This is a genomic window from Niallia sp. M35, assembly GCF_050971705.1.
Taxonomy (GTDB): domain Bacteria; phylum Bacillota; class Bacilli; order Bacillales; family Cytobacillaceae; genus Niallia; species Niallia circulans_A.
Genome location: NZ_JBPCEP010000002.1, coordinates 136,380 through 158,490 on the forward strand (window position 1 = coordinate 136,380; position 22,111 = coordinate 158,490).

General features: G+C 35.3%; 22 protein-coding genes. 16 read left to right on the plus strand and 6 right to left on the minus strand.

The genetic code is table 11. The features are described from left to right. Positions 1–122: 122 nt before the first annotated feature. The 4 genes from mecA (at position 123) to pepF (ending at position 5,986) form a co-directional block, all read left to right on the plus strand. Positions 123–785: an adaptor protein MecA gene (gene mecA / locus NiCM35_RS02740; protein ID WP_095330007.1), complete on the plus strand. Its 663-nt coding sequence runs from the start codon at positions 123–125 to the stop codon at positions 783–785. 313 nt (positions 786–1,098) lie between these two features. Continuing rightward, entirely contained in the window at positions 1,099–2,616 is a 1,518-nt protein-coding gene (gene cls / locus NiCM35_RS02745; RefSeq protein WP_095330046.1) for a cardiolipin synthase, read from the plus strand. Positions 2,617–2,806: 190 nt separating this feature from the next. Further along, positions 2,807–3,982 carry a competence protein CoiA gene (locus NiCM35_RS02750; RefSeq protein WP_164463591.1) on the plus strand — a complete coding sequence of 392 codons (1,176 nt, stop codon included), beginning with the start codon at positions 2,807–2,809 and terminating at the stop codon, positions 3,980–3,982. Positions 3,983–4,162: 180 nt separating this feature from the next. After that, entirely contained in the window at positions 4,163–5,986 is a 1,824-nt protein-coding gene (pepF, locus tag NiCM35_RS02755) for an oligoendopeptidase F (protein WP_095330005.1), read from the plus strand. A 331-nt stretch (positions 5,987–6,317) separates the two neighbouring features. On the opposite strand, the gene NiCM35_RS02760 is transcribed toward pepF, so the two are convergent. The 4 genes from NiCM35_RS02760 to NiCM35_RS02775 form a co-directional block, all read right to left on the minus strand. Then, positions 6,318–7,190, minus strand: a complete 873-nt coding sequence (locus NiCM35_RS02760; protein ID WP_095330004.1) for a ClpXP adapter SpxH family protein — start codon at positions 7,188–7,190, stop codon at positions 6,318–6,320. Next, positions 7,190–7,597 carry a globin domain-containing protein gene (locus NiCM35_RS02765; RefSeq protein WP_095330003.1) on the minus strand — a complete coding sequence of 136 codons (408 nt, stop codon included), beginning with the start codon at positions 7,595–7,597 and terminating at the stop codon, positions 7,190–7,192. The genes NiCM35_RS02760 and NiCM35_RS02765 overlap by 1 nt, the downstream gene beginning before the upstream one ends. 106 nt (positions 7,598–7,703) lie before the next feature. Then, positions 7,704–8,330, minus strand: a complete 627-nt coding sequence (locus NiCM35_RS02770) for a lytic transglycosylase domain-containing protein (protein ID WP_433778546.1) — start codon at positions 8,328–8,330, stop codon at positions 7,704–7,706. 140 nt (positions 8,331–8,470) lie between these two features. Further along, positions 8,471–9,058, minus strand: coding sequence for a CYTH domain-containing protein (locus NiCM35_RS02775; protein WP_123257252.1), 588 nt, complete (start codon positions 9,056–9,058; stop codon positions 8,471–8,473). A 393-nt stretch (positions 9,059–9,451) separates the two neighbouring features. On the opposite strand from NiCM35_RS02775, the gene NiCM35_RS02780 reads away from it, so the two are divergent. From NiCM35_RS02780 to NiCM35_RS02795, 4 genes are all read left to right on the plus strand, one after another. Beyond that, positions 9,452–9,823 carry a UPF0738 family protein gene (locus NiCM35_RS02780; protein ID WP_164463908.1) on the plus strand — a complete coding sequence of 124 codons (372 nt, stop codon included), beginning with the start codon at positions 9,452–9,454 and terminating at the stop codon, positions 9,821–9,823. 148 nt (positions 9,824–9,971) lie between these two features. Beyond that, positions 9,972–10,604: a GTP diphosphokinase gene (gene yjbM / locus NiCM35_RS02785; protein WP_095329999.1), complete on the plus strand. Its 633-nt coding sequence runs from the start codon at positions 9,972–9,974 to the stop codon at positions 10,602–10,604. An 86-nt stretch (positions 10,605–10,690) separates the two neighbouring features. Further along, positions 10,691–11,485 carry an NAD kinase gene (locus NiCM35_RS02790; RefSeq protein WP_095329998.1) on the plus strand — a complete coding sequence of 265 codons (795 nt, stop codon included), beginning with the start codon at positions 10,691–10,693 and terminating at the stop codon, positions 11,483–11,485. Positions 11,486–11,530: 45 nt separating this feature from the next. Then, positions 11,531–12,415: an RluA family pseudouridine synthase gene (locus NiCM35_RS02795; protein ID WP_123260901.1), complete on the plus strand. Its 885-nt coding sequence runs from the start codon at positions 11,531–11,533 to the stop codon at positions 12,413–12,415. 39 nt (positions 12,416–12,454) lie between these two features. Here the strand turns inward: NiCM35_RS02795 and prpE are convergent, their stop codons facing one another. After that, entirely contained in the window at positions 12,455–13,213 is a 759-nt protein-coding gene (gene prpE / locus NiCM35_RS02800) for a bis(5'-nucleosyl)-tetraphosphatase PrpE (protein WP_095329997.1), read from the minus strand. Positions 13,214–13,375: 162 nt separating this feature from the next. On the opposite strand from prpE, the gene mgtE reads away from it, so the two are divergent. The 4 genes from mgtE to NiCM35_RS02820 all read left to right on the plus strand — a co-directional run bounded on the left by mgtE (position 13,376) and on the right by NiCM35_RS02820 (position 18,367). Further along, positions 13,376–14,767, plus strand: coding sequence for a magnesium transporter (gene mgtE, locus NiCM35_RS02805; protein ID WP_123257254.1), 1,392 nt, complete (start codon positions 13,376–13,378; stop codon positions 14,765–14,767). 20 nt (positions 14,768–14,787) lie between these two features. Continuing rightward, complete coding sequence (locus tag NiCM35_RS02810) at positions 14,788–16,641, plus strand: monovalent cation:proton antiporter family protein (protein ID WP_123257255.1); 1,854 nt, start codon at positions 14,788–14,790, stop codon at positions 16,639–16,641. Between the two features lie 263 nt (positions 16,642–16,904). Continuing rightward, on the plus strand, positions 16,905–17,678 hold the full coding sequence (gene fabI, locus NiCM35_RS02815; protein WP_433778551.1) for an enoyl-ACP reductase FabI: 774 nt from the start codon (positions 16,905–16,907) through the stop codon (positions 17,676–17,678). 182 nt (positions 17,679–17,860) lie between these two features. Continuing rightward, a complete protein-coding gene (locus NiCM35_RS02820; protein WP_095329993.1) occupies positions 17,861–18,367 on the plus strand; it encodes a CotO family spore coat protein in 507 nt (168 codons plus the stop codon). Positions 18,368–18,722: 355 nt separating this feature from the next. Here the strand turns inward: NiCM35_RS02820 and NiCM35_RS02825 are convergent, their stop codons facing one another. Then, on the minus strand, positions 18,723–19,211 hold the full coding sequence (locus NiCM35_RS02825; protein ID WP_095329992.1) for a CotY/CotZ family spore coat protein: 489 nt from the start codon (positions 19,209–19,211) through the stop codon (positions 18,723–18,725). 70 nt (positions 19,212–19,281) lie between these two features. Here NiCM35_RS02825 and NiCM35_RS02830 point away from each other — a divergent pair, with 70 nt between their 5' ends. The 4 genes from NiCM35_RS02830 (at position 19,282) to spoVAD (ending at position 22,095) form a co-directional block, all read left to right on the plus strand. Continuing rightward, complete coding sequence (locus NiCM35_RS02830; protein ID WP_433778554.1) at positions 19,282–19,728, plus strand: DUF1360 domain-containing protein; 447 nt, start codon at positions 19,282–19,284, stop codon at positions 19,726–19,728. A gap of 382 nt (positions 19,729–20,110) precedes the next feature. Next, complete coding sequence (locus NiCM35_RS02835; protein WP_095329990.1) at positions 20,111–20,590, plus strand: sporulation protein; 480 nt, start codon at positions 20,111–20,113, stop codon at positions 20,588–20,590. Positions 20,591–20,602: 12 nt separating this feature from the next. After that, entirely contained in the window at positions 20,603–21,085 is a 483-nt protein-coding gene (gene spoVAC / locus NiCM35_RS02840; RefSeq protein WP_095329989.1) for a stage V sporulation protein AC, read from the plus strand. After that, positions 21,085–22,095 (plus strand): stage V sporulation protein AD, encoded by a 1,011-nt coding sequence (spoVAD, locus tag NiCM35_RS02845; RefSeq protein WP_095329988.1) that lies wholly within the window; start codon positions 21,085–21,087, stop codon positions 22,093–22,095. Before spoVAC ends, spoVAD begins: the two co-directional genes overlap by 1 nt. Positions 22,096–22,111: the final 16 nt, after the last annotated feature.

Here is a 22,111-nt window from a genome sequence, read left to right on the forward strand (position 1 = left end):
TACAAGGTACAATACAAGGAAAAATAAAAATTTTATTTCAGAAAATTTACTTGTAAGAAATAAAACAATCTGTATGGGGGTCTCTTGTCCCTTCCATCATAGTCTGAAGGGAGTGTTAGCGTATGGAAATTGAAAGAATTAATGATCATACAGTAAAGTTTTATATTTCGTATATTGATATAGAAGAACGTGGGTTTAAGCGTGAGGAGATTTGGTATAATCGGGAACGCAGTGAAGAGTTATTTTGGGAAATGATGGATGAAGTGCATCAAGAGGAAGACTTCATATTTGATGGACCATTATGGATTCAAGTTCAAGCTCTAGAAAAAGGGTTGGAAATCTTAGTTACAAAAGCGCAGCTTTCGAAAGATGGACAGAAGTTTGAAATTTCTATACCAGAGGATAAGCTAAAGGATTTACCAATTGATGAACGTTTTGAAGATTTAATGGATCAACATTTTACGATTAAAGAGGGAGAAGAAGAGTACGATGAAAGTCTCGAGTTCCTCTTAACGTTCAATGATTTTGAGGATATTATTTCTTTATCTAAGATGCAGGGGCTAGAAGGGATCGATACGAAGCTTTATAATTACAATGGAAAATATTACTTATTTGTGCAATTTCTTGATGAAGAAATTGCAGAAGAGGAAGTAGAAAATGCATTGAGCATTTTACTTGAATATGCTCAAGAAGATTCTAAAATGACCATTCATGTTCTCCAAGAATATGGTAAAGTTATTATTGAGAATGAAGTCTTTATGGAATTAAGAAAGTACTTCCATTAAATAGTATCTGTGCCAATCATATACTAAAAAGTAAAGAAACTCTACAATGTTCGGTCATAGCCTTTCATTGTAGAGTTTCTTGGCGTTTTGTGAGAAAAAGTAGAATATTTAAGTGCTGATCCTTCTGAACTATATAGAGACTTCTCCGGAGAGTGTAAATTTTAATCCAAAATAAATAGACTAATTCTCCCTTAATAGATTGATTATCGGGCGCCTGTGGAGTAATTTATGGTAATTATGGGTATATATATAGGAATAAAAGAGATAATTCTAAGCTTAATGTAAGTATATTGGGAGAATGGCGGTGTCTATTATGAATCATACTGCTAGATTAGGCTTGTTTTTTATCGTAGCGGTTCTGTTTGTTTATGTGTTTAATTTATTTTTCTCTATACAGGGAGGAATTTACGGACAATTAAGTTTAGTGATCAGTTTATCAGTTGTTTTTATCGGCTTGGTCATTTTCTTTGAAAATCGACATCCTACACAAACATTAACCTGGTTAATCGTCTTGGGGAGTTTTCCAATTATCGGGTTTGTCTTTTATCTATTTTTTGGCAGGAACTATCGAAAAGAAAGAATTTATCGTAAAAAATACTTTCTAGATAAAGAAGCATTCCTGAAGATCGAACAAGCAATTAGTTCGAGAAGAGAAGAAAAGAGAAAGATACTTGATGGACATCAACGGAACTTATTTCACCTAGCTGAGAAGCTTGGAAATACGCCTATTTCCTTTGGTACCTCAACAGAGATATTAACAGATGGAGAGGAAACATTTTCAGCTATTTTGAAAGAACTGAAGAAAGCAAAACATCATATCCACCTAGAATATTACATTGTAAGAGATGATGCCATTGGTCAGGAGATAAAGGATGTATTAGTTGAAAAAGCCAGAGCTGGGGTGCAAGTGCGATTTTTATATGATGCAGTTGGTTCTTGGAAGTTATCGAAAAAATTTTGTTCAGAGATGAAAGAGGCAGGGATTGAAGTTATCGCTTTTGGTCCAGTTAAAATGCCTTTTTTTAATAGTAAGTTTAATTTTCGAAACCATCGTAAAATTATTATAATAGATGGCAATATTGGTTTTGTTGGCGGGCTTAATATTGGCGATGAATATTTGGGAAGAAATCCTTCCATTGGATACTGGAGGGATACTCATTTATTAGTAAAAGGAAATGCTGTAAGATCCTTACAATTAATTTTTCTACAAGATTGGTACTATATGACGAACCATAGCTTTTTAACAGAGGAATATTTAACGCCTATTTCAGAGGAAAATTCGCATGGTGGCGTACAATTGATTGCGGGGGGACCTGACAATGAATGGAGCGTCATCAAAAGTATCTTTTTTAGCATGATTACTACGGCTAAAGAATCGATTTGGATTGCTACTCCTTATTTTATTCCAGATGAAGATATATTTTCTGCTATTAAAATTGCTTCATTAAGTGGTGTAGATGTACGTATTCTTGTTCCTAGTAAACCGGATAAAAGAATTGTTTTCCATGCTTCCCGCTCTTATTTTCCAGAATTACTAGAGTCGGGAGTCAGAGTCTTTGAATATAACCGCGGATTTATGCATAGTAAAATTATTATTGTAGATGGAGAAATTGCTTCCATTGGGACATGTAATATGGATATGAGAAGCTTTCATTTAAATTTTGAAGTTAGCGCTTTTTTATATAAAACAAGAAGTATCGAAAAGCTCGTAAAAGACTATCTAGAGGATATAAATCAGTCAATCGAATTAGAAGAAGAGACCTTTAATAAGAGGCATTATGGCTATAGAATGCTTGAATCGACCTCCAGATTATTATCACCGTTATTATAAAGTGTTTTTCCCTCTAAAGGGCGCGTATTTATGCTTATTTAAGATAATGAGCAAAAGCGAGCTCTTTTTTCGTATGGGACATTCTCTAAGAAAGAAGGAAGAGAAATTGAAATAAAAAAGAAGTTTAAGAAGGGGATTCTAATCATAAACAAGAATAGGTATAGAATAAATTGAAAAGGAGGAAATTTCTTTGTTTACAGCCATAACAGAAGCTGGCGAAATAATCAACTTATTCACTAGGAAGGAGAAAGATGATTTAAAAGGCTTACGGCAAACTCCATTGTATTGTCCAGAATGTAAGGGACGTGTTCTCTTAAAAATGGGAGAAAAAAAGATTACACATTTTGCCCATGAAAGGAAAGCGTGTTGTTCAAGTAATGGAGAGGCGGAGTCTACTTATCATTTACAAGGAAAGTTGCAATTATATCAAAAATTAGTTGAATTGAATCTTCATCCCCTATTAGAGCCTTATTATCCAGAAATAAAGCAACGGGCAGATATTAGTTTTGTCTTTCGTAATAAGCAGTATGTAATTGAATATCAATGTGCTGTGATTTCTCCACAGTTAATCAAGAAACGTACAGAAGGTTATCGAAAAGTAAACATTCATCCTATTTGGATTATCGGCTTTTGCCATTTAAAGAAGTGGAATCCAATCAAATTGAAGCTTTCTGCATTTGTTTATCAGTTTTTCATCTTATACCGCAAACAATATCTCCTACCGTCGTATTGTCCATATGACCGGGCGTTTTATTTGATTCAGAACCCTATACCAATATCCATCTCCCAATCTTTTGTGACTACTTTTTGCTTTCCATTAGTAAAAATAGAGGGAAAGCAGCCCTTTATTCCCAGAAAAAAATGGCATTTTGCTTATTGGCGTGAGATCATTCATCGGCAAAAAACAAAGGATGTACATTACCAAACTAAAACAAATTATCAATTTTTAAAAGAACTGTATGCCCATGGTCTTCATCCCCATTTTTTACCCCCATTTATTGGTATCCCTTTAAAGGAAGGGGTTCTCCTCGAAACACCACCATTATATTGGCAGGCGACTATTTTTCTGGATAGCTTTAAAGAAGAGACGAAAATATACCCCCTTCAAAAGATTTATGTGAATTTCCATAAGAGAATTGAAAGGGGACAAATTAAAATAAGAGATTGTCCTTTTATAAGCGAGGTAGACTGGCGAGAAACAGTTAAACAATATATACTCCTTCTGGTGGAACTAAAGGTTATAGAGGAAATAAAACCTTGTTTTTATCAGATGCTTTATAAGAAGAAAATCAGAAATTATGAGATACAGGAACAGGAAGAAGTAATGTTCTATAAGCAATTAAAAAATTTGATCAATAAGCAATAAAGATAAATGAAAAAACATAAAATACATATGCTATTGTATATGTAGAAAAATTGCTCATGCATTAAAATCGGAAATAGATCGAAAATTTGGTAGAATAAGAAGGAATTGGTTTGGAAACAGAGAATATTTAATAACGTTTATTTTCGAATTCCGAAATAAAAAAAGAGTGGAGGATGGAATATGTCAGCAGAAACAGGAGTAAAAAAATTACCACTGCGTAATGAGGTACCAGTAGAAGATACTTGGAGATTAGAGGATATATTTGCAAGTGATGAAGAATGGGATAAAGAATTTGAAGAAGTAAAGAAATTATCTCAAAAAGCAACAGAGTATCAAGGGAAGCTTTCCGAAAGTGCAGAGGTTCTTTATGAAGCTTTGCAATATCAGGATGAGCTTTTATCAAGACTTGGAAAATTATATACATATGCACATATGCGTTATGATCAAGATACGACTAATAGTTTCTATCAAGGCGTAGACGGACGTATTAAAAGCTTGTATGCACAGGCTGCAAGTGCGTTAGCTTACATGGTACCAGAACTATTATCCATTGATGAAAAAGTAATCAGTGCATATTTAGAAGAAAATAATGAATTAAAGCTGTATAAGAAGGCTTTAGAAGAAATCAATTTACAAAGACCTCATGTGTTAAATGCTGACCAAGAAGCCCTGCTTGCACAAGCATCAGAGGTATTAGATTCTTCTAGCAATACATTTGGGATGCTGAATAATGCCGATTTGGAGTTTCCAAGCATTAAGGATGAAAACGGAGAAGAAGTAGAAGTTACGCATGGCCGTTATTCTCGCTTTCTGGAAAGTGCGGATCAACGTGTACGCCGTGATGCATTTATGGCTGTCTATGATACCTATGGCAAATTTAGAAACACATTTGCTTCTACATTGAGTGGAGAAGTAAAAAGTCATACATTTAATGCAAAAATAAGAAACTATAATTCGCCACGACATGCTGCATTGGCTGCCAATAATATTCCAGAACAAGTGTATGAAAATCTAGTGGAAACAATTAATAAGAATTTACCATTATTACATCGTTATGTGAAATTGCGTAAAAAAGTCCTTGGCCTAGAAAAACTGCATATGTACGATTTATATACACCATTAGTCAAAGATGTGAAAATGGAAATTCCTTATGAAGAAGCGAAAGAATTAGTTATAAAAGGCTTGGCTCCACTTGGTGAGGAATATGCGTCTATCTTAAAAGAAGGCTTTGAAAACCGCTGGGTGGATGTACATGAGAATAAAGGGAAAAGAAGTGGTGCTTATTCTTCTGGATCTTATGGAACCAATCCATATATTTTAATGAACTGGCAGGATAATGTAAACAATCTATTTACGTTAGCACATGAATTTGGGCATTCTGTGCATAGCTATTATACAAGAAAATCACAGCCATATCCTTATGGTAATTATTCCATCTTTGTTGCAGAAGTAGCCTCTACTTGCAATGAATCCTTATTGAACGATCACTTGCTAAAAACAATAACAGATAAACAAAAACGTCTATATTTACTGAATCATTTCTTAGAGGGCTTCCGTGGTACGGTATTCCGTCAAACGATGTTTGCTGAATTTGAACAATTAATTCATGAAAAAGCAAGTAATAATGAGCCATTAACAGCTGATTTACTGACAAAGGAATACTATGCTTTAAATCAGAAGTATTTTGGGGAAGAAGATATTATTATTGATGAGGAAATTGGCTTAGAGTGGTCAAGAATTCCGCATTTCTACTATAATTTCTATGTATATCAATATGCAACTGGCTATAGTGCTGCAACAGCATTGAGTAAACAAATATTAGAAGAGGGGACACCAGCAGTGGAACGATATATTGAGTTCTTAAAGGCTGGAAGTTCTGATTATCCAATTGAAGTACTTAAAAAAGCTGGAGTAGATATGACAAGCAAAACGCCAATCGAAGAGGCATGCCAGGTTTTTGAAGAAAAATTGAATGAGATGGAAAGCTTATTAAACGAAATTTAATTGCCTTAAGAATAGTAAAGCGTGTGGTAGAGGAAAACTCTATTACACGCTTTTTTTCGTTTGCGAACAGTTTGAAATTATGAAGGTTTTGTGAACATCCCCCCAGATGTATTGCAGAAGATAATTAAATTATGATACTATTTAGTTGTGAAGTTAATCACAAACAAACTTATACCCCTTTGTTTGACCGTGAAAAATTTCTCCCATCCCCTTTGTTCGTAAAAGTAAAAAAGGCCTTGCCTTGAGACAGCAAGTCCTTTTTTATTTTTTTTCGTATTTCATTATAAAAAAATAGACATGGCATCTTAATAGATTACCATATCCCCCAGTTTTAACCGATATATTTCCAAAATACCCCGTATTTAGCTGGTATTTGTTCTACTAGTTGTCTTAATTGCAATTTCTTCATTTCTTTTTCAATCTCTTGAATGGATTTATTATAAACAACAGATAATTCCTTTGATGCAACAAGTTTAAAGCACTCTAAAAAGTTTTCTAGTGGCGGTGGAGCTGCTTTTTCTGGCTGAATCTGAAGCATTTCCTCGATAATTTGTACATATACCTCATATGGATAGTAACCGGTAACTTTAATCCCTTCCTCTTCAATATTCTCATTAAAGAAGACTAATGTTGGTATTTCATTTACTTCCATTTCCCTTGTGATTTTTAAATCACATTGAAAAGCTTTAGCTGCACTATTTGAATGAATATCTGATACAAATTCTATTACATCGATTCCTACACTTTTAGCACAGGACTTAAGAACTTCAAAGGTGGCAATATTTTTTTTCTCTAAAAACAATAGTTCTTGCAATTTTCGCAAGAATTTCATTCCAGATTTCCGTCCCTGCAATTCTGCTGCTTTAAGTGCGATGGAAGGTAAATGTGGAGAAACGATAGGGTTATCAAACCATAAAGAACCATCACATGACATTCCTGAACGACTAGCGGTTTTTTCCCAAAATTCGGCGATATTCGCATGCTTGCTCTTCTTACTACAATTTAAGGAAGATAATCTACCGCTTAATACATGTTTAAGGGAGAAATACCGTCCGTATTCAATCTGTAATTTTTTCATAATAGGCTCAAGCGCCCAGCATTCTGGACAGAGTGGGTCGATAAACATATATATTTCGAGTGGTTTTCTATCTTGGCAATTGTCATCAGCTGTTTTCGGCTTGGATATAGAAATGTCTTTTTCCATCACGTGTTATCACCTTTTTTAGTTTCAATTTCCTCCGAATTAACCATATGTTTCGCTGTCAGCACGAGTCTTGAAAAAATCTCTTCTCGTATTTCCTTATCTAAGTCTACTTCTTCCATGGCTTCATCCATACAAGATAACCATGCTAGGGCAAGCTTTTCTGTTATTGGAAAAGGTAAATGTCTCGCTCTTAGCATTGGATGACCATGTTCATTAGAGTAAAGAGGTGGACCGCCTAAAAATTGTGTGAGAAATTGTTTTTGCTTACGAGCAGTTTCTGTTAAATCTTTTGGGAAGATAGGAGCTAGGTCAGGATGTTGACCAACACGATTGTAGAATGAATCTACAAGTTTATTTAATGTGGCTTCACCAATTTTTTCATAAGGTGTCGACATTTTCTCGACCATATTTAAAACTCCTTTATCGTTCTTTTATAGCAGTACTTTAACTATATTGTAACAATCGATATTTCATTGTACAAATAAATAGCTTGTAAACAGGTCGAGAGGGACATTATGCCGTATAATGCTGCGTTACTTTAGCTACGTAATTCTGTGTTTCCTTAAATGGCGGAATGCCACCGTACTTATCCACATTACCAGGTCCAGCATTGTAGGCTGCTAAAGCAAGTTCGACATTTCCGTTATATTTATCTAACATTTGTTTTAAGTACTTGCTGCCACCCATAATATTGTCTAATGGATTAAAAACATTTTGCACACCTAACGATGTTGCTGTGCTCGGCATTAGCTGCATTAATCCAGATGCTCCGGCATAGCTTGTTGCATTAGGATTAAAATTGGATTCCACTTTGATAACAGAGCTGATTAACTTTTCAGGTAATTTATATTTTTCTGCTGCTGTTTTAATCATTTCATCGAAATCAGAAGTGGTAGATGCCGATGAAGAAGACAGCTTGGTTAAACTTAATGGCATAAGAGGGCTAGTATTCGCTAAGCCTAATGTTATGGAAGCTGCTCCTAGTGTATTATTTTCAATTGCATTCGTTAATTTTGTCTCAGATGATAACATATTACTCAGAAAATCTTGAAAGAGGGTAGATGCACTACCTGTATTTTGTGAATTTAAACCTTGTAAAGCTTGGAGTTCAAGCATTACCTTAAACTGATCAATTTTCATTGCTTTCCTCCATTTATGAGAAATAAGACTATTTACATCAAGTAACAACACTTCGCAGTGAACAAAATAGAAGCAATAAAGTGGTGAATAAACTTTATTGCTGGTACAACGGTGTAGAATAATCTAGCAAATGTACTAAATTACTTTTGGTTATATTTTTCATCATAAAATCTGCGTACTTTGTTTTTTGTTTTTCTAACGGGAATTTTTAAGGTGGCTAATAGCTCCTGAAAGTAAATTTTTCCTTCTTCCCGATTGCTTACTTCATATTCTAACTCATAATCTTCTTTTTTTAAATAAAAACTATGGTCCAAAACTAGTAAACCATTTCCAATTTTCTTTTCCGCCCTAATTGTTCGTAGGCTTCCAAAATATATAATAGATGTTGGATCGATGTTCATGTTTCTTAACAGACTTGAAATTTGCTCATCACTTATTCTTCCAGTTGAAAAAATATCATCGCTTTCTGTTTTGGAAAGAATTTTATTTGTTTCTAAAAGCCCGTCTGGATGCGGCTGCTTTAATGTTAATTCATATTCTGCCTCTTTTTTACGAATTCGAAGTGCGGAGTGATTAGCTTTTAAAGCAAAATTACTAGTATCAAAGTAATGGTTTTCTTGTTCAAATAAATCTTCCTCGCTCACTTGAAAATGAGTTAGGAGCAGTTCATATTCTTCTTTTGTTAACATATTTTTAAATTCGATTTCAATGTTTTGATTTTTAGACATATATAGATCCTTTCTTAAACCATCTTGTCTATTATTATAATGGTAGAAAGAGAAACAAGCTATGTTCGTGTTTCCTTTATCTCAATCGACGTCTTCCGACGTACAGGATGTACTAGTGTCGACGTTGCCACAGGACGTGGCGTAATTAGTCCTCCAGTTTGTACACCGCTAACAAGGGCGCTTCCGCTTTTCTATCTGTCTAGCTACAGCGCCTAGCGGTTAGCAAACTTCAGACTACCTCCCTACGATAAGTCAACATCGATTCGCTGCCGCTTATCGTGTTTCCTTTATCTCAGTCGATAGCCTTCCAGTTTGTACACCGCTGACAAGGTGCTTCCGCTTTTCTATGATAATTCTTGTGGTTGTGGTAAAATATGCATAGTTGGAGGGTGAATGATGAAACAAAAATGGCAAATTAAAGAGACAATTAAAAGGGAAAATGAACTAGTATTTCAACTGCAAGAGGATGTCAATTTAGAAAATGCGAAGGCATGTGGTCAAATACTTGTTGATTCTGATGCTCTTGCGTTTATATATTTACTTGAAAAGGAAAATGAATATGTTTATCTAGAAATTCCGGAAAGCGTATGGAAGGATTGTAAACAGGCATTAGAGTCAAATAGTTCATTTTTTATAAAAGATGAGAAGGGGCATTTATTGCTTGAAAACTTCAAAGAGGAATTAGAGTATTTAATTGAGAATATTCGAGGAAATGGAAATTATGGAGAGGATATGGAAAAAGGAGTTTCATCCGTTTTTCTATAATGATTTGTTAGATTGTATAAAGCAGGTTTATCCACTGTTTAATGGTGTAATTCTGCCTGTTTTTGAAAAAATAGATAATTAATCGACAAATCGTCTATAAAAGAAATACCTCGTCTGAAAAGAACCTTGGAATTGAGGTGTTATATATATGAAACAGTGGGATCAATTTTTGGCGCCCTATAAACAAGCGGTAGATGAGCTAAAGGTTAAACTAAAAGGAATGAGACGTCAATTTGATCATGAAGATGATCATTCTCCGATAGAATTTGTAACAGGGCGTGTAAAACCAATAGCAAGTATATTGGATAAGGCAAATGAAAAGGGGATACCTTTAGATAAATTAGAAACAGAAATGCAAGATATTGCAGGACTTCGAATGATGTGTCCATTTGTTGACGATATTATAAGAGTTGTTGAACTATTAAGACAAAGAAATGATTTTGACATTGTCGAAGAGAGAGATTATATCTTACATAGAAAAGAAAGCGGCTATCGTTCTTACCACGTGGTAATTGTCTATCCAGTACAAACCATAAATGGGGAAAAGAAACTCTTAGTCGAAATTCAAATTCGTACGCTTGCGATGAATTTCTGGGCGACGATTGAACATTCGCTAAATTATAAGTATAAAGGCCAATTTCCCGAAGATATTAAAATGAGATTGCAAGGAGCGGCAGAAGCTGCTTTTCGATTAGATAAAGAAATGTCTTTAATCCGGGGAGAAATTCAAGAAGCACAAGCTTTCTTTAACCGTAAGAAAGAAAATGATAAAAATAAGTAGTTTTTAGTTAGATCGTTTCTAAGCACAAAAAGAAATTCAAAGATATTCTGCATTTCTAAAAACTGAGAAGAGGAGCTACCAAACTTATGAAATTTGCCGTTACCTCAAAGGGTGATTCGAAATCAGAAAACTTAGTCCAAATAATTAAACAATATTTGCTTGATTTTGAATTGGTATATGATGAAGAAGAGCCGGATATTGTAATCTCCGTAGGAGGAGATGGGACACTTCTTTATGCATTTCATCGATACAGCAATCGTTTAGATAAAACTGCCTTTGTTGGGATGCATACTGGTCATTTAGGTTTTTATGCAGACTGGACGCCAGCTGAGTTAGAAAAACTCGTCATTGCGATAGCAAAAACGCCATATAACATTATTGAATATCCCATTTTAGAAGTGATAGTTCGTTATCAAAATGAGGAAAAAGAAACGAGATATTTAGCATTAAATGAATCAACGGTGAAAAGTATGGAAGGAACCTTTGTTATGGACGTAGAAATGAGCGGCAAACATTTCGAACGATTTAGAGGGGATGGTCTTTGTGTATCTACCCCTTCTGGAAGTACTGCTTATAATAAAGCTTTAGGCGGAGCGATTGTGCATCCCTCTATTGAAGCAATACAGTTGGCAGAAATGGCTTCCATAAATAATAGAGTCTTTCGAACGGTTGGCTCCCCATTAATTTTACCGAAACATCATACATGTGTGTTAAAGCCAGTGAATGAACCTAATTTTCAAATCTCTATTGATCATTTGAATCTTTTACATAAAAAAGTACATTCGATTCAATATCGAGTAGCAGAAGAAAAAGTACGGTTTGCAAGGTTTCGACCATTTCCATTTTGGAAACGAGTACATGATTCTTTCATTTCTGAATAAGAAATAGACAGGAGCGATAGCTTGAGCTTTACGTTAAAGTGGGTTATGCAGCAAGAAAAAAGTATGACCATTAAGGAATTTTTGAAGACTCAACATATCTCTAAGGCGGCTTTAACAGATATAAAGTTTAAGGGTGGGAAGATTCTTGTTAACGAAAAAGAAGAAAATGTTCGCTACACATTAAAGGAAGGCGATCAATTAGTGGTTTCTTTTCCACCGGAGCTGCCTAGTAGGGGCTTAATTCCAGAACAGATCTCGTTAAACATTGTCTTTGAGGATGAGTATCTCTTAATTGTACAAAAAGAGTCTGGGATGAATACGATACCATCAAGAGAGCATCCTAGTGGTAGTTTAGCTAATGCATTAGTAGGCTACTATCAAAAGCAGGGAATTGAAGCAACAACCCATATTGTCACGAGATTAGATCGGGATACATCTGGATTAGTGCTTATTGCTAAACATCGTCACATTCACCATTTACTTAGTGAACAGCAAAAAGGCGGTGATGTAAAACGAAAATATCTCGCTTTTGCTGAAGGACAAATTTCGCCGTTTACTGCTACCATTAATGAGCCAATTGGCAGATGCTCGGACAGTATTATTAAAAGGGAAGTAAGGAAAGATGGCCAAACAGCCATTACCCATTATCGTGTATTAGCACAGGATAAGCATTTATCCCTTATAGAATTGTCTTTAGAGACAGGAAGAACGCACCAGATTCGTGTTCATCTAGCTTATCAGGGACATCCGCTTTTAGGTGACGATTTATATGGAGGAAAACGAGATTGGATAAATCGGCAAGCCTTACATTGTTTTTTTCTTAAGTTTACGCATCCTGTGACGAAACAATCGATTACTTTTACAGTTGATCTCCCTGATGATATGAAAGGGCTTGAACGGAAAATAAAAAAGAGTGAAGAATCCATTTAAAAGGAAACTTCACTCTTTTTTGTTATTTTCTAAAGTAAATTAAAGATTCTTTGCTGTTTCTGTATCAAATGTGCGAAATTTTTCTTCTACAAGAGGCATACTGGAGGGCACAGATTCAACAGTTAGTTCTGGATATTGAAGTGCTGTTAATTTCCCTCCAAAGACCGCGCCGGTATCTATGTTGTATGTTCGATTCATTTCTCTTACATTGCGCACAGGGGTGTGTCCATATACAACAATCGGTTTTCCTTTATACTTTTTGGCCCAATCTCTTCTTACAGGAGAACCGTCTTCATGAACTTCTCCGGTGATATCGCCATAAAGCACAAAGGTTTTTACTTTATTATGGTACTTTCCAATATAATCTTCACGAATACCTGCATGGGCAATGACTATTTTTTGGTTATCCAAAATATGGTATAATGGTGCATTTTCGTATAACTCTTTAAACATCCTTTTGATTCTTTGTTGTTCTTTTTTATTTAATTGCTCCCATTCACAAACAGTGGTTTCCAAACCATGGGCAATTTTTACCTTCCTTCCTAAGAAAAAACGGTATAGTTTATCACAATGGTTTCCGGGTACATAATAAGCTAACCCTTTCTTTACTAATAAATAAACAGTTTCGATAACCGCTAAGGAAGCAGGACCTCGATCTGTTAAATCACCAACAAAGGCAAGCTTTCTTCCTGCTGGATGCAAGGGATAACCTTGGTCCCAAGTATAGCCTAATTTTTCTGTTAAAAGCGTAAACTCTTCGTAACATCCATGGATATCTCCAATGATATCAAGCTTCATTAAAATCACCCCTTTACCTTTTTACTATACCCAATTGCTATAATATGCATTTTTGTTAATTGTTTCTCTATTTGGGGAATTATAAAGAGAGTATTTAGTTTATGTATAAATAAAAGACAAATCGTTTATCTTTTGTTACTATAAAAATCATATTATTTTTTTATGAAAGGAGGAAGAACAACGGTGGCAGAGAAAATATTAACAAATGAAGCACAGCATGCTGTAATTCTCCATTCTTTACAAAATGAAAACTTACAAGAATTCCGAAAAAATTTCCTTGATTTACATCCATACGATCAAGCTTCATTTTTTAAGGAAATGGAGATCGAAGAAAGAGCTCAAGTTTTTGAATATTTAGCTCCAAATGAGATTGCAGAGATGTTCGAGAACTTACAAATGGATAATTGGGAATATCAAACGTTATTTGCTAAACTGTTACCTGATTATGTTGCAGAGACATTAGCAAATATGTCCGTTGATGACGCAGTCGATATTTTAAATGTGTTGGATAAAGAGCAAGTAGAAAGCTATTTGGCAATAATGGATCAGCCAACTGCCGCACGAGTTAAAGCACTTATGCATTACGAAGAGTCCACTGCCGGAAGTATTATGACAGTTGACTATATTAGTTTATCTGCAGAACAAACAGTAGAAACCGCTATGGAGATATTGAAAAGAGAGGCTCCTAATGCGGAAACAATCTACTATGTATATGTCGTTAATGAACAAAAGCAGTTGGTAGGTGTCGTATCGTTACGAAGTTTAATTGTTAGTGATAATCAGATGCTCATAAAGGAAATTATGAATGACCGCATTTATTCTGTTTCTGTAAGTGAAGACCAAGAGGAAGTAGCAAGAAAAATGCAAGACTATGATTTTTTGGCGCTGCCTGTGGTTGATTTTCAAAAAAGGTTGCTTGGGATTATTACTATTGATGATATTGTAGACGTCATGCAAGAAGAGGCTTCAGAGGATTATTCTAAATTCGCTGCTGTATCAAACATGGATTTTGTTGATCAGCATCCCTTTTCTGCTGCCAAAAAGAGATTGCCATGGCTGATTATCTTATTATTTCTTGGCATGTTTACTGCAAGCTTAATTGGTCGCTTTGAAAAAACATTAGACCAGGTTGCTATCCTTGCTGTATTTATTCCGCTTATTGCGGGAATGGCTGGAAATACTGGAACACAAGCCTTAGCTGTAGCCGTTCGTGGGATAGCTACTGGGAATATTGGCAAAGAAAGCAGTTGGAAGTTAATAGGAAGAGAAGCGGGGACAGGGCTTATTACCGGAACAATTTGTGGGTTGCTTGTTATGATGGTTGTGTATATATGGAAGAGTGATTTCTTTTTAGGAATGCTGGTGGGAATTTCGATTTTGGGAACCCTGATTGTAGCTACAATAGCTGGGGCGATTATTCCCCTTATTATGCATAAATTTAAAATTGATCCTGCCGTCGCTTCTGGACCGTTTATAACGACAATAAATGATATTATCAGTATTTTGATTTATTTTGGTATGGCAACAATGTTTATGAGTTATTTAACAAATTAGAAAAAAGAGGAGGGATAGCGATGGCACATGGTGCTTCTTTCGCATCACTAGTTATCGTCGTGACGGTAGCTCTATTAACCCCTATTATTTTGCAGCGGCTTAAATTGAATGTCATTCCGGTAGTTGTTGCCGAAATTTTGATGGGATTAATTATAGGAAAAAGCGGTTTTAATCTAGTCGAACAGGATATGTGGCTAGAAACGCTATCAACATTAGGATTTATCTTTTTAATGTTTTTAAGCGGGTTAGAGATAGACTTTTCTGCTTTCTCTAGTAAGAAAAAAAGAGAGACACTACCTAATGGAGAATTGGAGCCAAAATCCTTTAAAACGGCAATTATTATATTTGTAGCAATTCTCGTTCTTTCTATTGGATTAAGCTTCTTGTTTGTACTTGCTGGTTTTGTTGATAGTACTTTCTTAATGACAATAATTATTGCAACTATTTCTTTAGGAGTAGTAGTACCTACTTTAAAAGAAGCAAATATAATGAAATCAGTTATTGGGCAAATTATTTTGCTGGTGGCTGTAATCGCAGATTTAGTCACGATGATTTTGCTCGCTGTTTTTGCTTCTATTCATGAATCAGGGGGAAATACTTGGCTGCTATTAATTCTTTTTGGGGCAGGATTAATTCTTTACTTTGTTGGTAGAAGAATAAAAAACAAAAAATTTATGGATACTCTTTCCCGAGGAACCGTGCAAATTGGTACGAGAGCAGTATTTGCACTAATTATTTTTCTTGTTGCTTTATCCGAATCTGTTGGAGCAGAACATATTTTGGGAGCATTCTTGGCAGGGGTCCTAGTGTCGTTATTATCGCCAAATGAAGAATTGGTTCATCAACTTGATTCTTTTGGCTATGGATTTTTAATTCCTATATTCTTTGTAATGATTGGGGTGGAGATGGATATATGGTCATTATTTACTGATCTTAAACTATTGCTATTTATTCCATTGTTATTAGTAGCATTATTAGTAAGTAAGCTGCTGCCAGTCTATTATTTAAAAAAATGGTATGATACTAAAACGATTGTGGCTTCCGGATTTTTATTAACATCAACCTTATCCCTTGTTATTGCAGCCGCGACAATTGGGGAACGATTGAATATTATTACTACGCAAATGAGTGGGACTTTTATTCTTGTAGCGATTATTTCTTGTATCATTACACCTGTTGTCTTTAAAAAGCTATTCCCTAAAGATGCTGCACGTGAAAAAGTGATAAATGTTTCTATTATTGGGGTAAATCAGGTAACCATGCAGGTTTATCAAGAGTTGAAGTCCACCCTGTATGATGTTACTTTCTATCATAAAAAACAAGAAAAACACGATTTTCAAATTGCTGACTCTTTATTTGAAATCATTGAGTTGGAAAATTATTCGGAAGATATACTGCAACAAACAGATATTTATGGAGCAGATATTGTAGTTGTTTCCACTGGAGATTCTTACTTAAATGCTGAGATGAGTCTCATGATAAAAAGGGCAGGAGTAGACCGAGTTATTTGTCGTGTCGAGAACATGGAGAAAGAAGAAGAGCTGCGCAGAGAAGATATCGAAGTTTTCTCTATGCTTACTTCAACGAAAGCTTTATTAACAGCATTAATTCAATCACCAAATATCTTTGCCCTGCTTGGTAATACGGAAACAGCATTACATGAGATTACATTAAGAAACAAAGAATTTGAAGGGATGTCATTGCGCTCATTCCCATTTACGGGAGACGTTATTTTCGTCCGCATTTTCAGAGGCTCTGATTTTGTCATTCCACATGGCGATACAGAATTACAGCTTAATGATCATCTTCTTGTTACAGGATCACACTCATATGTAACAGAATTAAAACGTCAACTAGAGTTTAATTATAAGTAAGGAAGTAAACCGAGCTTTCTCTTTCTTTTAACAATAGGAAGAGAAAGCTTTTTTAGAGTTTGGTTCCTTATAATGGGGGCGAAAATAGATAAAAGGAAGATGGTTTGTAATGAATAGTTTTTGCTGAAAGAAATAGTAGAGTACTTAATATAGAAGAAAATGATTAAAACGCCTATTACAACAGTGCTTTCTTTTTTTACGTTTTTGTAGTAAAATTAGTACTAGGTACTAATAACTTGTAATAGTATATAGGAGGAATAAGAATGACTTTTTCGTTAAAAGGCAAAACCTATGTAGTGATGGGTGTTGCGAATAAAAGAAGTATTGCATGGGGAATTGCGACTTCCTTGCATAAAGCAGGTGCGCGTTTGATTTTTACTTATGCAGGGGAAAGATTAGAAAAAAGCGTTCGTGACCTTGTTGCAACTTTAGATTCAACAGACAGCATTGTTTTGCCATGTGATGTTACAAATGACCAAGAGATTGCTACTTGTTTTGAAGCAATAAAAAAAGAAGTAGGAACCATTCATGGAATTGCTCATTGTATTGCTTTTGCTCATAAAGAAGAGCTGCAAGGTGATTATATGAATACAACAAGAGACGGATTCTTACTTGCCCATAATATTAGCTCTTATTCTTTAACTGCTGTAGCAAAAGAAGCGAAAGGGTTAATGACAGAAGATGGAAGCATTGTTACATTAACTTATTTAGGCGGAGAGCGCGCTATTAGAAATTATAATGTAATGGGTGTTGCCAAAGCCTCCTTAGATGCTAGTGTTCGTTACTTAGCTGCTGATTTAGGAAAAGAAGGCATTCGAGTTAATTCTATTTCTGCAGGTCCAATTCGTACATTATCAGCAAAAGGAATCAGTGATTTCAATTCCATTCTTAAAGAAATTGAAGAACGTTCTCCACTAAGAAGAACAACTACTCCAGAAGAAGTTGGCGATACAGCATTATTCTTATTCAGTGATTTAGCAAGAGGGATAACAGGAGAAAACATTCATGTTGACTCAGGTTTCCATATTGTTGGTTAATTTCATTCAAGACAGCCGATCAATAGATCGACTGTCTTTTTTTGCTCTTTCCTTTGCTCCAATTCCACTCCCTTGTACTAGTTTTCTTTTTCATTATTTAAAGTTACATATTAGGCGAATCATGCATACATTAGGATGAATCCTATAAAATTTGTATTCTCTGTTTTAGGAGGTGATTATAGATGTATAGTGAGAATAATAAGCCTTATCTTTCTCAGTCAGGCACAAAAACGATGCAAGGCAATATGCAAGTGAGCTATTCAGCAAAAATTTCTAAACAGAAGCAATACAAAGAGCTGATGGAAAAAAAGCAGAAGGAAGAAGCGCTCCAAGAAATAAAAGCGAAAAAAGATGCTGCGAAAGAAGGAGCAGAAAAACTAGATACTACAAATGTTCAGGAACAAATTCAAAGCTATCAAGAACAGCAAGTGGAAAAAACACCAAGAAAACCAGCTTTTAAACGATTAAAAAGCTTTAAAGAAATGGGAATTGTCGAGAAATTAGAGTACTTACTTCATTTTCCGAAACAGTTACCACCAGTCCCATGTTTGGTTGTAACTGAGCAGGAGACTGTTCGTGGATTTGTTGTTGATTTAAATGCAGATAAAGTCGATATAAAATTAATGGATCAGACAATCGTTACTTTAAATATTGCAACGATCGATGAGATTAAAATGATTGGTATTTAAACAATCTTTTCCCGTTTTAATAGAGAGTTATTTCAAATTGGAATATTTGGCGTCATAAATATAATAGCAGTTATATTTACTATATTACTCGCTAGAATGTAAATGGCACCATTTTTCCATTTGGAATAACTTTTTTTCATCGGATACTATCGTACAAGCATAAAAAGTATTAGGAAGGATTGAAGGATACAATATTCAACAAATTCGTGAACATATAGGAATCAAACTCGTCTAATAACATGCTTGCTTCTTCTTATGCATAAAATATAAGGCGGAGAGAAAGGAGCGATAAATAAAACGGAGGCGTCTTAAAGACGACCTCCGAGTGTATAGCATATACAAAGTTAGTAATTTCTTAGTCACAAACATTTAAGTCAACGTCAGCGATACATTGAACAGCACAGAAGCAGCTTAAGTCAACAGTTATACAGCTTGAAGTACGTTGGAATCCTTCTAATTCACAAATTTTGCTTAAGTCGATTCCTTTGTGTCCAACGATATCTAGAGTTTCTCCATCTTTACCAATAGGAGCAAGAACTCTTAATACTGCACAGCAGTTATCAAAAACATCCTCAACTCTGAAAAAGATGGAAACACAGTTGCAGTCATGACCTGTAAAGAATGCATGGAATGGAGAGCCATCTGCACTGCTTAATACGAATACACGTGTATCTGCTTTTTTACGTTTTGATGGAGATACAAGAGATCCTAAAGGCTCTGAGAAACAGTTAGTTTCACATTCGCAATTGTCTTCAGCGTTATCCTGGATATCTTTAATGGCACGAACCACTTCGCAAACACAGCTGGATGTACCGTGAATATCTTCTTTTTTTCCACAACCCATAATTGTTTTCCTCCTTGTTTGTTTCTTTCTTTATGTTTCTTACATTACTAACATATTGCCGAAGAGCCTTATGGGTTACGGACAAACGCCTTTTTTCTTAAAATTTGGGCATATGACCATTCGTTTAGAATATTTTGGTCTATCGGAGAGGAGAATGGAGATGGATATCCATTGGATGGAGTTTTTTTTACTCATTTTGGCAAGCTTTCGTGTAACAAGATTAATTGTGTTTGATCAGATTACTGAATTTTTCCGGAAAATATTTTTAGAAGAAGTAGAGGAACAAAATAAGGACGGGCAAACAGAAATTTATATTGTCCCTAAGTCAGGTAAAATTCGTGGATTTATTGGCGAATTAATTAGCTGTTATTGGTGTACCGGAGTATGGGTAGCAATCTTTCTTATCATTTTATATTATTTCTTCCCAGCCATTTGTGAACCTGTTGTACTTATTTTTGCGATCGCTGGAGGAGCGTCTTTGTTAGAAGCTATTTTACAACGAGTGTTTGTTGAATAGTTACTAACTGCTGGGCTAGTTGTTTACACATACATTTTTTCCTGACATACAATGGGATAAGAACATTAAAAATTAATGTTTTTATACATGCATAGATCATCATTATTGGAGGGATTGGAGTTGCTAGGAAAAAAAGTACCTAAAGTGACTGAGCCAGTAAAGTCGCAACCAGCTAAAGCAAAGAGAAAAAAATCTGGATGTAACTGTGGAAAAAAATTAGCGAAATAACAAAAAATACCCGACTTTGTGCGGGTATTTTTTATGACTTAAACCCAATTTGTAAAAATTGGATTTTTTTTGTTGTAAAAACATCTAATAATTAAAGCCTAAATCGAAAAAAATAAAGATACTTTAATTCATCTTTAAATAGGAAGGGAAGAATATGACAAATAGAAGGCATGCATCTTATCTGTTGATTTTTAGCATATGTGTATTCTTAGCTGGCTGTGCGAAGGAAACACCGAATAGCCGATGGTCGATGCTTAAAAGAATTAATCCAGCGCCAATTGCTCTTTATACAGAGACTGATGAGAAACAAGAGGAATTAGTAGAGGGAATAAAAGAAGAAACGAATACCATTTCGTCCATTTATGATGTTGCGGTAATCAAGGGGAAGAAAGATATATTAGTTGCTTATAAGGTAAAGCAAATGGCTAGGTTTAAAATGAAAAGCATTGAAAAGGAATTAACGAAGAAACTGGAATCAAAATATCCAGATGAAAGATTCACTGTCTCTAGTGATTTTAAGATATTCTTAGAGACCATCCGCTTATGGGATAAAATCCAGGAGCCGGACTATAGTAAAGAAAAAGCAGATAAGCGTTTGAAAGAGATCATTCAATTGAATAACGAATTAACATAAGGAGGGAAAAAGGTGGCGGATAATAAGAAAAAAAACAAGACACCAGAGCAGCAGCAATATGAAAAGTTGGAACAAAAATTTGAAATGAAACGTCCTGTTCTAAAGAACTGCATTAAAGCATTTTTTGTCGGTGGATTTATTTGTATGATTGGTCAATTTATTTCTTACTTCTATATATATTTCTTTCATTTTACGGAACAAACATCGGGAAATCCAACTTCAGCTACCATTATTTTTCTTTCGATGCTGTTGACTGGATTTGGAGTTTATGACCGGATTGGCCAGTTTGCTGGTGCTGGGAGTGCTGTTCCTGTATCAGGATTTGGTAATAGCATTATTTCTGCCGCTATTGAACATCGCACAGAGGGATTTGTACTAGGAGTCGGAGGAAATATATTTAAGCTCGCTGGTTCTGTTATATTGTTCGGTGTTTTTTCGGCATTTGTAGTTGCTCTTATAAAAACACTATTTATTATGATGACGGGGGGATTCTAATGCTTCAGGGAAAACAGTCCTGGGTATTTCAAAATCATCCAGTAATAAAATCTACCGGAGTATCAGGCGGTCCTTTTGAAGCAAATGGAAGATTAGCTGCTGATTTTGACGTATTACATGATGATTTATGGATGGGAAAAACCTCGTATGAACAGGCTCATCGCATTTTATTGGAAGAAGCAGCACAAACAGCCATGAAAAAAGGAGAACTCAAGCTAGAAGATATCCAGTTCTTTTTAGCAGGTGATTTAATCAACCAAATTACCCCTTCTAGTTTTGCTGCTAGAGATTTACAAATCCCTTATTTTGGATTATTTGGTGCTTGCTCCACGTCTATAGAGGGATTAGCACTTGCTTCCTTTATGGTGAATTATCAAGGAGCTGATAATGTATTAACAGGTGCTTCCAGCCATAACGCAGCAGTCGAAAAACAGTTCCGCTATCCAACAGAATATGGTGGCCAGAAGCCGCCGACTGCTCAATGGACCGTCACAGGTGCTGGAGTTGCCCTCGTCACGAAGAATCAGACAAATGAGCAGCTTCCATACACAACCTCTGCAACGATAGGAAAAGTGGTAGACATGGGATTAGCGGATCCTTTTAATATGGGCGGGGCGATGGCTCCAGCAGCTGCGGATACAATCTATGCTCATTTCCAAGATTTAAATTTAGATCTTTCTCACTATGATTTAATTGTAACAGGTGATTTAGGGAAAATTGGCAGAGAAACAGTAATAGCCCTTTTAAAGGAAAAGGGGTTAATAATTGATGAAAATAAAATGAAAGACTGTGGATTGTTAATATACACAAATGAGCAGCCTGTACAATCTGGAGGCAGTGGTGCAGGCTGTTCCGCAACAGTAATGTACGGGCATTTATTAAATGAAATGAAAAAAGGTATGTATAAAAGAATTCTCTGTGTCGCCACTGGTGCGCTTCTCTCACCGCTTACCGTTCAACAAGGGGAAACGATTCCTTGTATCGCTCACGCTGTATCAATCGAAATTTAAGCAGTGTTTTCTCTGC

Coding starts and splice junctions, on each gene's coding strand:
- mecA (WP_095330007.1), top strand. CDS start 123: ATGGAAATTGAAAGAATTAATGATCATACAGTAAAGTTTTATATTTCG.
- cls (WP_095330046.1), top strand. CDS start 1,099: ATGAATCATACTGCTAGATTAGGCTTGTTTTTTATCGTAGCGGTTCTG.
- pepF (WP_095330005.1), top strand. CDS start 4,163: ATGTCAGCAGAAACAGGAGTAAAAAAATTACCACTGCGTAATGAGGTA.
- NiCM35_RS02760 (WP_095330004.1), bottom strand. CDS start 7,190: ATGGAAAAAGACATTTCTATATCCAAGCCGAAAACAGCTGATGACAAT.
- NiCM35_RS02765 (WP_095330003.1), bottom strand. CDS start 7,597: ATGGTCGAGAAAATGTCGACACCTTATGAAAAAATTGGTGAAGCCACA.
- NiCM35_RS02770 (WP_433778546.1), bottom strand. CDS start 8,330: ATGAAAATTGATCAGTTTAAGGTAATGCTTGAACTCCAAGCTTTACAA.
- NiCM35_RS02775 (WP_123257252.1), bottom strand. CDS start 9,058: ATGTCTAAAAATCAAAACATTGAAATCGAATTTAAAAATATGTTAACA.
- NiCM35_RS02780 (WP_164463908.1), top strand. CDS start 9,452: ATGATGAAACAAAAATGGCAAATTAAAGAGACAATTAAAAGGGAAAAT.
- yjbM (WP_095329999.1), top strand. CDS start 9,972: ATGAAACAGTGGGATCAATTTTTGGCGCCCTATAAACAAGCGGTAGAT.
- NiCM35_RS02790 (WP_095329998.1), top strand. CDS start 10,691: ATGAAATTTGCCGTTACCTCAAAGGGTGATTCGAAATCAGAAAACTTA.
- NiCM35_RS02795 (WP_123260901.1), top strand. CDS start 11,531: ATGCAGCAAGAAAAAAGTATGACCATTAAGGAATTTTTGAAGACTCAA.
- prpE (WP_095329997.1), bottom strand. CDS start 13,213: ATGAAGCTTGATATCATTGGAGATATCCATGGATGTTACGAAGAGTTT.
- mgtE (WP_123257254.1), top strand. CDS start 13,376: ATGAAAGGAGGAAGAACAACGGTGGCAGAGAAAATATTAACAAATGAA.
- NiCM35_RS02810 (WP_123257255.1), top strand. CDS start 14,788: ATGGCACATGGTGCTTCTTTCGCATCACTAGTTATCGTCGTGACGGTA.
- fabI (WP_433778551.1), top strand. CDS start 16,905: ATGACTTTTTCGTTAAAAGGCAAAACCTATGTAGTGATGGGTGTTGCG.
- NiCM35_RS02820 (WP_095329993.1), top strand. CDS start 17,861: ATGTATAGTGAGAATAATAAGCCTTATCTTTCTCAGTCAGGCACAAAA.
- NiCM35_RS02825 (WP_095329992.1), bottom strand. CDS start 19,211: ATGGGTTGTGGAAAAAAAGAAGATATTCACGGTACATCCAGCTGTGTT.
- NiCM35_RS02830 (WP_433778554.1), top strand. CDS start 19,282: ATGGGTTACGGACAAACGCCTTTTTTCTTAAAATTTGGGCATATGACC.
- NiCM35_RS02835 (WP_095329990.1), top strand. CDS start 20,111: ATGACAAATAGAAGGCATGCATCTTATCTGTTGATTTTTAGCATATGT.
- spoVAD (WP_095329988.1), top strand. CDS start 21,085: ATGCTTCAGGGAAAACAGTCCTGGGTATTTCAAAATCATCCAGTAATA.